This is a genomic window from Brevibacillus thermoruber 423, assembly GCF_000454065.1.
GTDB lineage: Bacteria > Bacillota > Bacilli > Brevibacillales > Brevibacillaceae > Brevibacillus > Brevibacillus thermoruber.
This window is the reverse complement of the sequence record NZ_KE695654.1, coordinates 56,105-69,340: the sequence shown is the minus strand read 5'-3', so window position 1 is coordinate 69,340 and position 13,236 is coordinate 56,105. Positions and strand designations below refer to the sequence as shown.

The 13,236-nt window shown below is 56.4% G+C and carries 14 protein-coding genes, 1 pseudogene and 1 other annotated feature; of the genes and pseudogenes, 10 read left to right on the top strand and 5 right to left on the bottom strand.

Going from position 1 to position 13,236, the window contains the following annotated elements; translation table 11 throughout:
* Positions 1–256 precede the first annotated feature (256 nt).
* The gene (locus tag M516_RS25000; protein WP_081656619.1) at positions 257–637 is read left to right on the top strand and encodes a hypothetical protein; all 381 of its coding nucleotides are present in this window, start codon (positions 257–259) and stop codon (positions 635–637) included.
* Positions 638–1,000: 363 nt separating this feature from the next.
* Here M516_RS25000 and M516_RS24020 read toward each other — a convergent pair.
* The 4 genes and pseudogenes from M516_RS24020 to rlmD all read right to left on the bottom strand — a co-directional run bounded on the left by M516_RS24020 (position 1,001) and on the right by rlmD (position 4,156).
* Positions 1,001–1,593: pseudogene (locus tag M516_RS24020) on the bottom strand (YdeI/OmpD-associated family protein).
* A gap of 210 nt (positions 1,594–1,803) precedes the next feature.
* Positions 1,804–2,175, bottom strand: a complete 372-nt coding sequence (locus M516_RS0119740) for a DUF4180 domain-containing protein (RefSeq protein WP_029100644.1) — start codon at positions 2,173–2,175, stop codon at positions 1,804–1,806.
* A 118-nt stretch (positions 2,176–2,293) separates the two neighbouring features.
* A complete protein-coding gene (locus M516_RS0119735; RefSeq protein WP_029100643.1) occupies positions 2,294–2,677 on the bottom strand; it encodes a VOC family protein in 384 nt (127 codons plus the stop codon).
* A gap of 87 nt (positions 2,678–2,764) precedes the next feature.
* The gene (gene rlmD, locus M516_RS0119730) at positions 2,765–4,156 is read right to left on the bottom strand and encodes a 23S rRNA (uracil(1939)-C(5))-methyltransferase RlmD (protein ID WP_029100642.1); all 1,392 of its coding nucleotides are present in this window, start codon (positions 4,154–4,156) and stop codon (positions 2,765–2,767) included.
* 226 nt (positions 4,157–4,382) lie between these two features.
* Here rlmD and M516_RS0119725 point away from each other — a divergent pair, with 226 nt between their 5' ends.
* The 6 genes from M516_RS0119725 (at position 4,383) to yhfH (ending at position 8,861) form a co-directional block, all read left to right on the top strand.
* Entirely contained in the window at positions 4,383–4,724 is a 342-nt protein-coding gene (locus tag M516_RS0119725) for a hypothetical protein (protein WP_029100641.1), read from the top strand.
* Between the two features lie 105 nt (positions 4,725–4,829).
* Positions 4,830–5,342, top strand: a complete 513-nt coding sequence (locus M516_RS0119720) for a sigma-70 family RNA polymerase sigma factor (protein WP_029100640.1) — start codon at positions 4,830–4,832, stop codon at positions 5,340–5,342.
* Positions 5,326–6,447 (top strand): anti-sigma factor, encoded by a 1,122-nt coding sequence (locus tag M516_RS24465; protein ID WP_051188312.1) that lies wholly within the window; start codon positions 5,326–5,328, stop codon positions 6,445–6,447. The genes M516_RS0119720 and M516_RS24465 overlap by 17 nt, the downstream gene beginning before the upstream one ends.
* 13 nt (positions 6,448–6,460) lie before the next feature.
* Positions 6,461–6,763, top strand: a complete 303-nt coding sequence (locus tag M516_RS0119710; RefSeq protein WP_029100639.1) for a hypothetical protein — start codon at positions 6,461–6,463, stop codon at positions 6,761–6,763.
* Positions 6,764–6,896: 133 nt separating this feature from the next.
* Positions 6,897–7,157 (top strand) — a binding site (T-box leader).
* A gap of 92 nt (positions 7,158–7,249) precedes the next feature.
* Positions 7,250–8,497, top strand: a complete 1,248-nt coding sequence (ilvA, locus tag M516_RS0119705) for a threonine ammonia-lyase IlvA (RefSeq protein WP_029100638.1) — start codon at positions 7,250–7,252, stop codon at positions 8,495–8,497.
* 202 nt (positions 8,498–8,699) lie between these two features.
* Positions 8,700–8,861 carry a protein YhfH gene (gene yhfH, locus M516_RS24995; protein WP_081656617.1) on the top strand — a complete coding sequence of 54 codons (162 nt, stop codon included), beginning with the start codon at positions 8,700–8,702 and terminating at the stop codon, positions 8,859–8,861.
* Positions 8,862–9,018: 157 nt separating this feature from the next.
* On the opposite strand, the gene M516_RS0119695 is transcribed toward yhfH, so the two are convergent.
* On the bottom strand, positions 9,019–10,251 hold the full coding sequence (locus M516_RS0119695; protein WP_029100637.1) for an aminopeptidase: 1,233 nt from the start codon (positions 10,249–10,251) through the stop codon (positions 9,019–9,021).
* 191 nt (positions 10,252–10,442) lie between these two features.
* Here M516_RS0119695 and M516_RS0119690 point away from each other — a divergent pair, with 191 nt between their 5' ends.
* From M516_RS0119690 to M516_RS0119680, 3 genes are all read left to right on the top strand, one after another.
* Positions 10,443–11,000: a hypothetical protein gene (locus M516_RS0119690; RefSeq protein WP_029100636.1), complete on the top strand. Its 558-nt coding sequence runs from the start codon at positions 10,443–10,445 to the stop codon at positions 10,998–11,000.
* Positions 11,001–11,180: 180 nt separating this feature from the next.
* Positions 11,181–11,744 carry a biotin transporter BioY gene (locus M516_RS0119685; RefSeq protein WP_029100635.1) on the top strand — a complete coding sequence of 188 codons (564 nt, stop codon included), beginning with the start codon at positions 11,181–11,183 and terminating at the stop codon, positions 11,742–11,744.
* Between the two features lie 137 nt (positions 11,745–11,881).
* A complete protein-coding gene (locus M516_RS0119680) occupies positions 11,882–13,225 on the top strand; it encodes a cytochrome P450 (RefSeq protein ID WP_029100634.1) in 1,344 nt (447 codons plus the stop codon).
* The last annotated feature ends 11 nt before the right edge of the window (positions 13,226–13,236 follow it).

The following is a 13,236-nucleotide window of genomic DNA, read 5'->3' as shown; positions in this document are numbered from 1 at the left end:
CCTTAAAGGGTACAAGACCTCTCATCAAGTCATTCCCAATAGCAACTCCGCTCGTTTTTACAGACTTCATGTCGATTACTGATAATCAAGCTCCTTTCGTCACCGAGAAGTTGAAATAAGCGTTGGACATCCCCCGCCAGACGTAATCGTCTATTGTTCATATCTTTGGCGAATTTGGGGATTTGTCCCATCAATTATTTTCCTTGTGTACATATACTGTATGGAACCCTCATTCAAAAGCAAGGAGAGGTTATCCGTGACAATTGGACAGGTAACGCAGGTGAGTATACCCTACCCATCGACATGGAATCTACACGCTAGTGTTGGTGGCAGACCATTAACTTCAGGAACACTGCACATTACCGCTGTCGTAAACAACAAAATAAGTGGTGCCGTTAATTATCGCGGGACCCTTATTCCCATTCAAGGATATTGGAATGAAAACACCAAACAAATCACATTTGATTCACCTTATGCATCATACGTTGGCAATTTGACCATTTTTGATGAGCCACAGATTGCTGTTCGACATTATGTTTTAAGAGGGAGTTTAATAATGAAACCTCCTTCGATACGAGCAGGTGAGCGTGGAACCTGGGTGGCTACAACTGATATAAGATTGACCGGACAAATGTGAAAAAACAATTCCCCCCTATTCATCTTTCCTGACCAAAAGTGAACAGCACTCCAATAAGGTCGAGCAATTTGTCTCTTTCGTAATCAGGGATTGGATAAGCTTGTAACCTAGACAATAGTTCTCCAAGGGAACTATTTATGTAGGTAGCTGAAATTCCTTTTTTAAGTCACACAAGTTTGTCCATTGAACTCCCAGATACAGTTTTAATATGTACCCAATAGTCTGGTTCAAAATGATTTTTCTCCACTAATTTATTGGTTATTTTAGGCTGTTTTCGTAAAGATTGTTGCTGAATGAATACTGCCTACACGAAAAAATGGGAGCCTACGTTACATAAGCTCCCGTTAGTGCAAGGAGAATCTTCTAATCATTTAATCCCTTTCCATTGAGAATTTGCTGCATATATTTTTCAATCCTTGACTCCCGAGTTTTGGATTGTTTGGGTTTCGAAAAATAAAGAATGTACGCTCTTTGCCGTCCCGGCGTCAACGCTTCAAACGCAGCTTTCAAGGCAGGGAGTTCATCAAATTTTTTGTGAAGTTCTTCAGGAATAATGAGTTCTGCATTCTGTTTAACATTCACTTTCAAACCGGCTTTTTCCACTTCAATGGCTTCAAAAATATAGGCTTTCAAGATGGGTTCCAACTCGACTATTTCTTGAACATTGGTGAACCGAATCTGGCGCGCTGCCTGTACATTCTCCGTTTGTTGGATGAGAATCCCATGGGGATCCTGTAACAAGGCACCCTTGTGAAACAGAAGCGCACAATATTCTTTAAATCCATGTATTAAAACGATGTTTTTTTCTCAAACGTGTAACAAGGATGCATCCACTTAAATTCTTCGGTCAGTTCACAGTCAAGAACGATACTTCTCAACTTCTCATATTCTTCCTTCCACTTTTTGGCTTTGCTTATAAATTCATCAACCTTAGGATTCATCCGACGAATTGCCATCAAGGAACACACCTCTTCAATTTGTCCATCCGTTGACTGTCAAGCAGATCTGGCGTGGAAAGGTACAGGGAGCTTCTATTGCTATTCTGCCCGTTCGTAAAAGAAGAAAACCCTTGATAGACAAGGGGTTTCAACGCTATTTCAGTGTCAGCAGCGTCACGCTCTCCAGTTGGGTTCAAGAAGAGCTAAAATGCTGCCTTCGCTTGGAATTCACGCTGATATCTGGTGAAGTGCCTCCAGGGCGTCGGATTCGGTCTCCTTGAATAAGACCATGTTTCCCTGATTGGATTCGTACATGAAGGCGTTCAGGCTGTTGCTTTGGTAGCTGCTGAAATCACCGACGATCGCGACTTTCATCCGGTAGTTGGTAAACTTCTGCAGGATCTCACCGGCCAGTCCGGTTTTCAGATCAAAGAACGCTTCCGTGAAATGTTCTTTTCGCAGCACCATCTTGTCACATCCGCTGTTGTACCACACGTTGGTAAGCAGGTCCAGTGCATCCTGTGCGTTCTCAATCAGGATGGATTCACTTTCGATGACGGCGATTTTGGAACCGTTCTGCTCATTCACGGTGATCTTCAAGTGACCACTCTCCCTTCGTCCATACTTGACACTGTCCAAACTTCCTCTTCTGATTTCAGAAATCACAGGGCTAGTGAAAGCCACTCCAGCGATGGAGTGGCCCGTTCGTTTAACACAGTTACTTCTGTATCAGTTGAATAAGGTTGCCGCATGTATCGTCGAAGACAGCTATTGTGACTTCGCCTATTTTTGTCGGCTCCTTCGTAAACTTCACGCCCTTTTCCAACAATCGTTTGTACTCTTTCTGAATATCTGCAACACCAAACATGGTTGCCGGGATGCCATCGGCAAATATCTTCTGTTGATACGCTTTGGCGGCAGGATTGTCATTCGGTTCGAGTAAAAGCTCGGTACCGTCTTGCTCATCGGGAGATACAAGCGTGATCCACCTAAATTTCCCCATGGGAACGTCTTGCTTTTTTACAAAGCCCAGCGTTTCTGTATAAAACTTCAAAGCCTTCTCCTGATCTTCAACAAATATACTCGTAATAATGATTTTCAACATGTTGTTGCCTCCTGATATTTACGACGTTGGTGCTCTGTTAACAATCTGGTTTCAATCAGAAAAAACCATACGTAGGCATAGAACTTATGCCTGCCCCCACAATTTCAGCAGAGCCACGCTCTCCACATGACTCGTATGCGGAAACATATCCAACGGCTGGGCGCTGACAAGCTCGTAGCGGGCCAGCAGCTTCGCCACGTCTTTGCCCAGGGTGGACGGATTGCAGGAGACGTAGACGATCCGCTGCGGCTGTACCTCCAAGAGGGAGCGTATCAGGGCGTCGTCCAGGCCGGTGCGGGGCGGGTCCACCACAACGACGTCCGGTTTTACACCCTGCTTGGCCCACTTCGGCATCAGCACCTCGGCGCGGCCGACGTGGAAGGTGGCGTTGGCGGCCCCGTTTTTCTCGGCGTTGCGGCGGGCATCCTCGACCGCTTCGGGAATCAGCTCGATGCCCCGTACCTCCCGGGCGTAGGGTGCCAGCCAGAGGGCGATCGTCCCCGTGCCGCAGTAGAGGTCCAGCACCAGTTCGCTGCCGGTCAGCCCGGCGGCTTTTTTGACTTCCTCGTACAGCTTGCGCGTCTGCTCCGGGTTCAGTTGGAAAAAGGCGCGGGCGGAGAGGTCGAACGAGAGCTCCCCCAACTGCTCCGCGATGGACGGTCTTCCCCAGAGCTGGCGGGTGGTGTCGCCGAAGACCAGCGACGTTTTTTTCCGATTGACGTTTTGCACGATGCTGACCAGGCCGGGCAGACGGGTGCGCAGTTCCAGGATCAGTTCCTTGACGCGCGGAATCTCCTCGGTGGCCGTCACCAGCGTGAGCTGCGTCTCGCCCGTGGCGAAGGCCGCGCGGGCCACGATGGTGCGGATGACACCGGTCCGTTTTCGTTCATCGTACGCGGGAATGCCCAGCTCCTCCATGACCTGTCGCGCCGTGCGGACGATCTCGTTGGTCGCCTCGTGCTGCACGCGGCAGGACTCCAGGTCGACGAGGCGGTGGCTGCCCGTCTGGTACAGGCCGGCCACCAGCCGGCCGTTCTGCCTTCCCACCTGAAACTGCGCCTTGTTGCGGTAGCCCCAGGGGTTCTCCATGCCGATCGTCTCCGCCACCGGCGGATTTTCCAGCCGGGCGTACTTGCGCAGCGATTCGATCACCAGCTCCCGCTTGCTGGCCAATTGGGCCTGGTAGTCCATGTGCTGCAGGCTGCAGCCGCCGCATTCCTCATAGACCGGACAGGGGGGCTCGACCCGCGCGGGGGAACGCTCCACCACGCGCACCAGCCGGGCGACGGCGTAGGTTTCCTTGACGTCCGTCACTTCCGCGTGTACCACTTCCCCCGGCAAGGCCTTTTCCACAAAGACGATTTTCCGCTTGTAATAGCCGATGCCTTCGCCGTTGATGCCGAGACTTTTGATCGTCAGGGTCATCTGCTGGCCGACGCGAATGGCGGCTTCCTGCTGCTGATACGATTTGTTCATGCGTGCCGATCTCCTTCGAACGTGGTTGTCTCTTAATTATACCGCTTCTTGGACCTGTGCCAAAACGAATCCGCTCCAAATCAGCTTTTCCGGCAGGATTCTTCCGCCTTGTTTTTTCCACGCGGAACGAATGAGACAGCACCAGCCTGCCAATGATGCCGGCTTTCTCCCTTGTCCCGTTTTTGCTATAATAGGGCAGAGAAAAACGAGGGAGCTGTGACGGAAGATGCAAGAGCTGTTTGACAAAATGAAGGAATATCTGAACATGGATACGGAGATTTCCTTTGAAGAATTTGACGGGTACTATAAAAAAGTGATCGCGTTTCTGAACGACAACTGGACCGGTTTGAACGAGGACGAGACCCTGCACATGCTGTTCATCCTCGACAACCTCAAGTCCAACGGCGAGGATCGCGCCAAGCGCAAGGAAAAAGAGGCGAAAAAGTACGCCAAGATGGCGCAGCGTTCGGAAATCTGGGCAACGGCGCTGATCAAGCGCCTGCGCGACGCCGGCCTGAGCGACGAGGAGATCGGCAAGCGCTACGAAGCGATCTACGAAGCGGTGTAACTTTACAGAAGAACCAAGCGGGGACGGCGATCCCCGCTTTTTCTTTTTTGTTTGGTCTGTAACTTCTTCCCGCCTTGTACGTGTATGGGATGAGGGGAGGAAATGATGAGAGACGATTCCCTGGAAGAGATCTTTCGCCTGTACATGAACGACATCTACCGCTATCTGTATGCGTTTTGCCGTGACCACCATCTGGCGGAGGAACTGGTACAGGAGACGTTTTATCGCGCCTATCTGTCACTGGAAACGGATGTGGACGAGCGGATAAAACCGTGGCTCTTGCGAGTGGCCCGCAACGCGCTGATCGACCACGAGCGGAAGCGAAAGCGGACGAAACCCAAGGACGTGTCGTTTTTTGAGGAGAAGCTGGTCAGCCAGGGGCCCGAACAGAGTCTGTTCGTCCGGGAGCGGGTGGACGATGTGAAACAGGCGCTGCTGACACTACCCGACAAGCAGCGGCAGGCTGTGGTCCTTCGCGACTTCCGGCAGCTCTCCTACCAGGAGGGGGCGGAGGCGATGGGCGTCACACTGGCCGAATTCAAAGTGTTGTTGTTTCGCGGCAGGCAAACGATCAGGCAGCGGTTAGAAAGGGTGGATGCAAATGAACAAGGAGTTTAGACAGCGGCTCATGGCGTATGCAAACGGTACGGCTGACGAAGCGGAACGGCAGCGGATCGAACAGGAACTGCGGGAGATCGAGGCCTACAGGGAAGTGATCGACGACCTGCTGCGGGAACAGGAAGGGGAAGCCGTTTCGCTCGATCGCGAACGGCAGGAGCGGATTTTGCGCAGCAGCAGGCGAAAGGCTCACATCTCCACCGTATCGGTCGCCCTGGTCGCGCTGCTCCTGGTGACGCCGATCGCCTCGTTGGCCACGCTGTCGTATTACGCGTTCGGCAATCGGGCGGCCGAGCTCAGGCACGCGGTCATGGCGTCGATCGAGATAACCGAGCCGAATCTGAAGGTGGACGCGAGGGAAGCGGAACTGGACGTTTCTCCGTTTTTTACGATGAGCACCCGCATGAAGCTGGTCAAACAGGTGGGGGGGAAACAGGTGTACGCGGGGGAGCAGGTGACGTCGTTTGTGTTTTCCCGCCCGGAGAAGCATCAGCGGGAGATGCGGACGGAGCCTCTGCCGACGATTCCCATGCCGGACAACATTCCCTTCCTGCATCCTGAGAAGCAGGGACCGGACGACTTCCTCAGCTCGGCACGAATCGGCGAATTCGCGCGGGGGTGGGACCAATTGTCCCGCCTGCCGGACGGAACGGTGGCGGAAGCGTACCTGTCGTTCGACCGCCTGTACACCCCGGAGCAGATTGCGGAAACGCTGGCACCGTTTGACCTGGAACTGCTCTGGTACGCTGTCGACACGGGAATGGAAAAGACGTTTCAAAACAGGGACGGCGTGCACGTTCCCCCGATCGGCTACCCGGCGAAGCCGGACGAACACCCCGATTCCCCGTTTTCGCCCGAGAAGAACAATCGGGAGCAGTTTCTGCACGAACTGGCGTTTTTGGCCGAGCGGGAAGATGTGGCTGTCGCTGCCAGCCGCTCCAAGGTGCTCAACCTGCAGGAGCGCCTGGATTACATTCGCCGGCACGGGATACAGGTGTACGGGGCGGTGGTGACGGGCCCGTCCAAGGAAATCCTGAAACTGCGGCAGACGGGGCGCGTCCGCGGCTTGCTCATCGGTGAGACCGCGCTGTGGAATTGGCGCTAAAGGAGGGAATCACATGCGGACGACTCGATCGGAGATGTGGCGGGAAGCGGCTTCCTGGTTGGGAATCGCTTCGTTTGGACTGGCGGTCGTACTTCTGGCCGCGCTCAACCTGCTCATCTGGTTTGACCTGTCATTTTCCCTGGTAGAAACCATCGGGAACGGGACGATTCCGGGGGTGGGCCTGGGAGCGATTGGCGGAATCATCAAGCAGCGTCATCGAAAGTGGGCTTGGTGGGGTGTGGGACTGCATCTGTTTATCGGGCTGTTTCTGCTCACCTCGCTATTCCTGGCTCTTTGGATAAACCCCCGGCCGTAGCGGACCGGATGTTCGAGGCAGTGGAGCCGCCAACTCTCCCCTGATTCGTTTGGCTGAACAAACCGCCCCGAGCATTGACAAGGCATGCCAAAATCACTATAATTTCTTACTAATTTAAATAGTTCTTATTGGTTGAACAGCGTGGAAAAGGACGAGTAAAAACAGAAGCGGCGCACAGAGAGCTGTCCCTCGTGCTGAAAGGACAGCCGCTGGCCTGTTTTGAAGATCACCTTGGAGCTGTGCCTTGGAAAGAGCGGGTCCGCCGATTTGAGTACAGGGCAACGGTCACGCCCCCGTTACCGGGCGGGAGTTCTCCTCGGGGGAACTCGCCGAGTCTGTTTTTCGCGAGGAAAGCAGAGAAGCTGAGTGGTACCGCGATGCCCTCGCCTCAGCCAGCCGTGCGCGCGATGCGCCGAAGGCCGGAGGCGGGGGCTTTTTGCATTTTTCCGCGCATTCGACATCATCATCAGGGGAGGAGCAGAAGACATGCCTGCTGTCAACATGGAAGACATCATCGTCGCCAACCACGTGCTCAAAGACGTGATCGAAAAGACGCCGCTGCAGCGAAACAAGCTCCTGTCCGAGCGGTATGGCTGCAACGTCTACTTGAAACGGGAAGATTTGCAGGTGGTGCGCTCGTTCAAAATCCGCGGCGCCTACAACCTGATCCGCCACCTCTCCGCCGAGGAGCGGCAAAGAGGGGTGGTCTGCGCCAGCGCCGGGAACCACGCGCAGGGCGTGGCCTACTCCTGCCGGCTGCTGCAGATCCGCGGCCGGATTTTCATGCCCGCCACGACGCCGCGGCAGAAAGTGTCGCAGGTCAAGCTGTTCGGAGGCGAATACGTCGACGTGGTGCTGGTCGGCGACACGTTTGACGACTCGTTTGCGGAGGCGATGGCCTACTGCCTGGAGAAAAACATGACGTTCGTCCATCCGTTTGACGATCCGCTCGTGATTGCCGGACAGGGCACGGTCGGCGCGGAAATCATGAACGACGTGGAGGAGCCGGTCGATTACCTGTTTGTGAGCATCGGCGGCGGGGGCCTGGCTGCGGGCGTCGGCACGTACGTGAAAGGAGTCAGCCCGTCCACCCGCATCATCGGGGTGGAACCGGCCGGCGCTCCCTCGATGACAGAGGCGCTGGCTCGGGGGGACGTCGTGACGCTGGAGGAGATCGACAAGTTCGTGGACGGGGCGGCGGTCAAACAGGTGGGGCAGCTCACCCGCGAAATCTGCAAAGAGGTCGTGGACGACATCGTACTGGTGCCGGAAGGAAAGGTGTGCACCACGATTTTGGAGCTGTACAACGAGAACGCCATCGTCGTCGAACCGGCCGGGGCCCTGCCGATTGCCGCGCTTGACGCCTGCCGCGAGCAGATTGCGGGGAAAAACGTCGTCTGCATCATCAGCGGGGGCAACAACGACATCGACCGGATGCAGGAAATCAAGGAGCGTTCCCTGCTGTATGAAGGCTTGAAGCATTACTTCATCATCAATTTTCCGCAGCGGGCCGGAGCGCTGCGCGAGTTTATCGACAAAGTGCTGGGGCCGCACGACGACATCGCCCGTTTCGAGTACACGAAAAAGAACAACAAGGACAACGGGCCGGCGCTCGTCGGGATCGAGCTGAAGTGCAGGGAGGACTATCAGCCGCTGGTGGACCGGATGAAGAAGCACGGCATCCGCTACGTGGAGGTGACCAAGGACCCGACGCTGTTCCACCTGCTGATCTGATCAACCCGCGCCGGGGACACTGCGGTGTTGTAAAACAGAGCGGAAAAATCGAAAAAGTATTAATACAGAGAAAACGGGAGAAACGGACAGAAAACAGAAGCCAGCGAGCGAAAATGCGCCACAATGTTTTATAACAACGTTTTATAAAACAACTCCTGTTATAATACAATAACCTCAACGAACACGTCGGGAGGTTATGATCATGACGCCAGTCGCCACCTTTTTCCGCAACCTGGAAGCCAAATGCTGCGCCGCGTGCGGCCAAGCGATGACGGAGCAGGCCGAATCCTACATGACAGAGTGCTTCGACTGCCAGGAAAAAGCATCGAAGGATGCCTACCTGTACTATTACAGCAAGCGGTAAGCAGCATCCATGCGTTTGGAGAGGAGGGCCACCCGCGGCCGCCGCTCTCTGTTTCGGTTCCGCGCAAGCGGAGAACCGCAGGGGAGTCAGCCGCAGCCGGGTGGCCTTTTTTTGTGCCTGCTCCCGGCCCGGCGTCGGCCAGGCCGCAGGAAGCATATCAGAACGCCCAGTTTCCGCCGCGGAAGACGGGTTCTCGCGTGCCGTCGGCCAGTTCTCCGTCGATGTCCATCTCCGCCGAGCCGATCATGAAATCGACGTGCATGAGGCTGGTGTTGAGACCGCGCTGCTCCAACTCCTCGCGGGAGAGGTTCGCCCCGTCCTCCAGGCAGACGGGATAGGCGTTCCCGATCGCCAAATGGTTGGAGGCATTTTCGTCAAACAGCGTGTTGTAGAAAATCAGGTTGGACTGGGAGATGGGCGACCGGTGCGGAACCAAGGCCACTTCCCCCAGGTATCGGGCGCCCTCGTCCGTTTCGATCACCTTTTGCAATACCTCGAAGCCCGTCTCCGCCGTCACCTCCACGATGCGTCCCCGCTCGAAGCGGAGCGTAAAGTTCTCGATCAGATTGCCGTTGTGGTTCAACGGCTTCGTGCTGCGGACGACGCCGTTCACCCCTTCTTTCAGCGGAGCCGTGAAGACTTCTTCCGTCGGGATGTTGGCCATGAACGGCGTGCCGTTTGCGTTCACGCTGCCCCCTCCCAGCCATCGGTGGCCGGGCGGCAGTTGAACGGACAGGTCGGTGCCGGGCGCTTTGAAGTGCAGGCAGCGGTACTGCTTGCCGTTCAGGTAGGTCACCTTTTCGTTCAGTGCGGCTTGATGGTTCCGCCAGGCCGTCACCGGGTCGTCCGCGTCGATCCGGGTGGCGCGGAAGATGGCGTCCCACAGGGCGTTCAACTGTTCACCCTCGGGCAGGTTCGGGAAGACCTTGGCTGCCCATGCGGGAGAGGGAGCGGCGATCACCGACCAGCTAACGCGATTGTTCATCGTGTAGCTGCGAAACGTGTACATGGCTGTTCCCGCCGCTTTGTTGGCGGCGGCGATCCGCTCCGGGTTCACCCCTTTGAGCAGATCGGGGTTGGTCGCGGTTATAAAAAGAAACGCGGCCCCGTTCTCGGCCATCTCCTCGTACGCTTTCGCTCTCCACATCGGGAATTCCGTGAACGCTTCATCCGGGGCGAGATCGTATCGGATCCGGGTCAGTTCATCGTCCGTCCAGTCGGTATGTACGTGTTTGGCTCCGGCCTGGTAAGCCGTTTTGGCAATTTTGCGGACCAGTTCGGCCGTGGAGAGGGGGGCGTTGACGACCAGGGTTTGCCCCGGCTGGACATTGACGCCGATTTTCACAGCCAAGGCGGCGTAGCGGTCAAGCATGTGGTCAGCAGCGGTCATGGAAAACCTCCTCGTTTGGATATGTCGCGATCGTTTGGCAGACAGGCAGTCCGAATGCAGGATGTTGCCAATCATTATATACCAAATTATGGCTGGCGTGTGGTTTCTTGAGCCAAAGCGGTTCTTGCCAAACGGAAAAAATACGGGCATCCTAGTAGCGTGTGCCATTCGGACGGAAAGGGGGAGCGGAGGTGTTTCATCCGCTGGTGTTCGACAATATCCGGGTCGTGCTGGAAGGAGCGGTGTACGACCGCGATTTCGAAGGGGCCATCACCATCACAGGCCGCTCTGACGTGATGGACCTGGCTACGTTTGACCGGCTGTTTCAGATCGAATTCCGCCTGGCGGAAAAAGCGGACAGCGACACGGCGGTGACGGCGCAGATCCAACTGCGCACTTCGCTGGCCGACATCGCGGCGGAACAACTGGAGAAGCCGCTGACAGAGCATGTGGGCTGCACGATCTGCATCCATTTTTTCCTGGAGATCAGCGACGTGCCGCGGGAGACGGAAGCGATCACCGCGATTCTCAACGAGATGTGGGGACACCGGCCGCACATCACGCAGACGGTCAAGGCGCGCTTGGACGAGCATCGGCAGGAGTGGCCGCCGCAGCGCTTTGCCAATCAGATCACGCTCGATTTTCACCGCAAGATCGACGAGGGCAATATTGAGGACTTGCGGCGCCTGATCGATCACACCGTCGATTCGCTGGTTCACCTCCAGGCGTACTGTGACAGCCGCGCATAGCCGGAACAATCCGGTGTTCCGGCGAGGGACTTCACCCGCCTGCCTGACGACGCAGGCGTGCCGCTTGGCAGACGTGCCTGCGCGCCTCCCGTTTTTGCAATTTACATTTGTTCTGCCAGGCATTATGATTAAATGTGTTAACATATTTTATCATTTGGTTGACAAAAACGGGAGGTCAACATGAGAAACGAACGATTGAAGTGGCTGCTCTTATCCGCTGTTTTTGCCGCCGTGACGGCCGTCTTTTCGCAAATCACGATTCCCCTGCCGCTGATTCCGATTACCGGACAGACGCTGGCGGTCGGATTGGCCGCCACCATTCTGGGAAGCCGGTACGGCACGCTGGCGATGATCATTTACGTGCTTCTGGGCGCAGTCGGCCTGCCGGTTTTTGCGGGAGCGAACGGAGGGCTCCAGGTGCTGGTCGGCAAATCCGGCGGGTACATTTTCGGCTTCATTCTGACCGCCTACGTCACCGGCCTGATCCTGGAAAAAACCCGCTTTTCCTTTGGCTGGGCGCTGGTGGCCAATCACGTCGGCATGATTGTGACGCTGGTTTGCGGCGTGATCCAGCTCAAGTACGTGCTGGATATTCCGTGGAGCGCCGCAGTCATGAGCGGAGGCGTTTCCTTTTTGCTGGTGGGAGTCGTCAAGGCCGTGCTGGCGGCCTGGATCGGCATCAAGGTGCGCGAACGGCTGGTATCCACCGGGCTGGTGCAGGTGAACAAGCCGACCCTTTCGTAACAGAAGAGAGACCGCCTGATGATTCAGGCGGTTTGTTTTTTTGCCGCTGCCCCAATGGAGCGCGTGGTATAAGGAGCCGGGCCGGATGGATACTAGAGACGACGCACTGACACCAGACCTACGAAAGGATGACCGCGATGAACCTGACCATTCCCGCCCCCCGAGGGCTGCCCATATCCGGCCATTTGCTCGCCTTTCGCCGCGACCCGCTCGGCTTTTTGCAGAGGGCTGCGGAACAGCACGGCGATGTCGTCCATTTTCGTTTCGGCCCCAGACGGCACCTGTATCTCTTGACCAATCCCGATCACATTAAGGAAGTGCTGGTCACCAAACAGGCCCACTTCCGCAAGGCCAAAGGACTGCAGGTGGCGCGGGCGGTGGTGGGAGACGGCATCCTCACCAGCGAGGGGCAAAAGCACATGCGGCAGCGCCGGCTGATGCAGCCCGCTTTTCACCGGGAGCGGATCGCCGCTTACGCCGACGCGATGGTCCGCCAGGGGACCGCCATGATGGCCGGGTGGAAAGACGGCGACATCCGTGACGTGCACGAAGACATGATGAAAGTAACGCTGGCGATCATCACCGAGACGATGTTCGGCAAAGGCTTGACGGAGGGCGTCGACAAGATCGGCCGCGCCATCGAAATCGGGCTGCAGTACGTGTCGAACAAGGCTTCGGCAATGATCGACATCCCGCTCGGCGTGCCGACGCCGCAAAACCGGAAGTTTCAGGAGGCGGCGGAGACGCTGGACAAAACCATATACGCGATCATCGAGGAACGGCGGAGGAGTGGGGAGGAAGGACGGGACGACCTGTTGGCCATGCTGCTCGCCGCCCGTGACGAGGAGGACGGGCGGGGCATGACGGACGAGCAGGTGCGCGACGAGGTGATGACCATCTTTGTCGCCGGCCATGAGACGACCGCCAACACCATGTCGTGGATCTGGTACCTGCTGGCCACCCATCCCGAAGCGGAACGAAAGCTGTGGGCGGAACTGGACGAGGTGCTGGGCGGACGGCCGCCGACGGCAGAGGATGTCCCGCGGCTTGTCTATACCAATCAGATCATCAGCGAAACCCTGCGGCTCTATCCCGCGGCCTGGGTGATCAACCGGGAAGTGGTGGACGAGGTGGAGATCGGGGGGCACGTGTACCAGCCGGGCGAGACGCTGATGATGAGCCAGTACGTGATGCACCGCAGCCGCCGCTATTTCGACAACCCGGACCAATTCATCCCGGAACGGTTCAGCGGCGATTTGCTGAAGCGGATTCCCGCGTTCGCCTACTTCCCCTTTGGCGGCGGGCCGCGCATCTGCATCGGCAACAACTTTGCGCTGATGGAGGCGGCGCTGCTGCTGGCCACGATCGCTCAGCGCTTCCGCCTGCGGCTGGCCGAACCGGGACAGCGGGTGGAGCCGGAGCCGCTGGTTACGCTGCGTCCGAAAAACGGGTTGATGATGCGGCTGGAGGCGCGGATATAAAAAAAGAGGCA

Coding starts and splice junctions, on each gene's coding strand:
- M516_RS24465 (WP_051188312.1), top strand. CDS start 5,326: ATGAACAAGGAGTTTAGACAGCGGCTCATGGCGTATGCAAACGGTACG.
- yhfH (WP_081656617.1), top strand. CDS start 8,700: ATGACGCCAGTCGCCACCTTTTTCCGCAACCTGGAAGCCAAATGCTGC.
- M516_RS0119725 (WP_029100641.1), top strand. CDS start 4,383: ATGCAAGAGCTGTTTGACAAAATGAAGGAATATCTGAACATGGATACG.
- M516_RS0119680 (WP_029100634.1), top strand. CDS start 11,882: ATGAACCTGACCATTCCCGCCCCCCGAGGGCTGCCCATATCCGGCCAT.
- rlmD (WP_029100642.1), bottom strand. CDS start 4,156: ATGAACAAATCGTATCAGCAGCAGGAAGCCGCCATTCGCGTCGGCCAG.
- ilvA (WP_029100638.1), top strand. CDS start 7,250: ATGCCTGCTGTCAACATGGAAGACATCATCGTCGCCAACCACGTGCTC.
- M516_RS0119720 (WP_029100640.1), top strand. CDS start 4,830: ATGAGAGACGATTCCCTGGAAGAGATCTTTCGCCTGTACATGAACGAC.
- M516_RS0119710 (WP_029100639.1), top strand. CDS start 6,461: ATGCGGACGACTCGATCGGAGATGTGGCGGGAAGCGGCTTCCTGGTTG.
- M516_RS0119685 (WP_029100635.1), top strand. CDS start 11,181: ATGAGAAACGAACGATTGAAGTGGCTGCTCTTATCCGCTGTTTTTGCC.
- M516_RS0119695 (WP_029100637.1), bottom strand. CDS start 10,251: ATGACCGCTGCTGACCACATGCTTGACCGCTACGCCGCCTTGGCTGTG.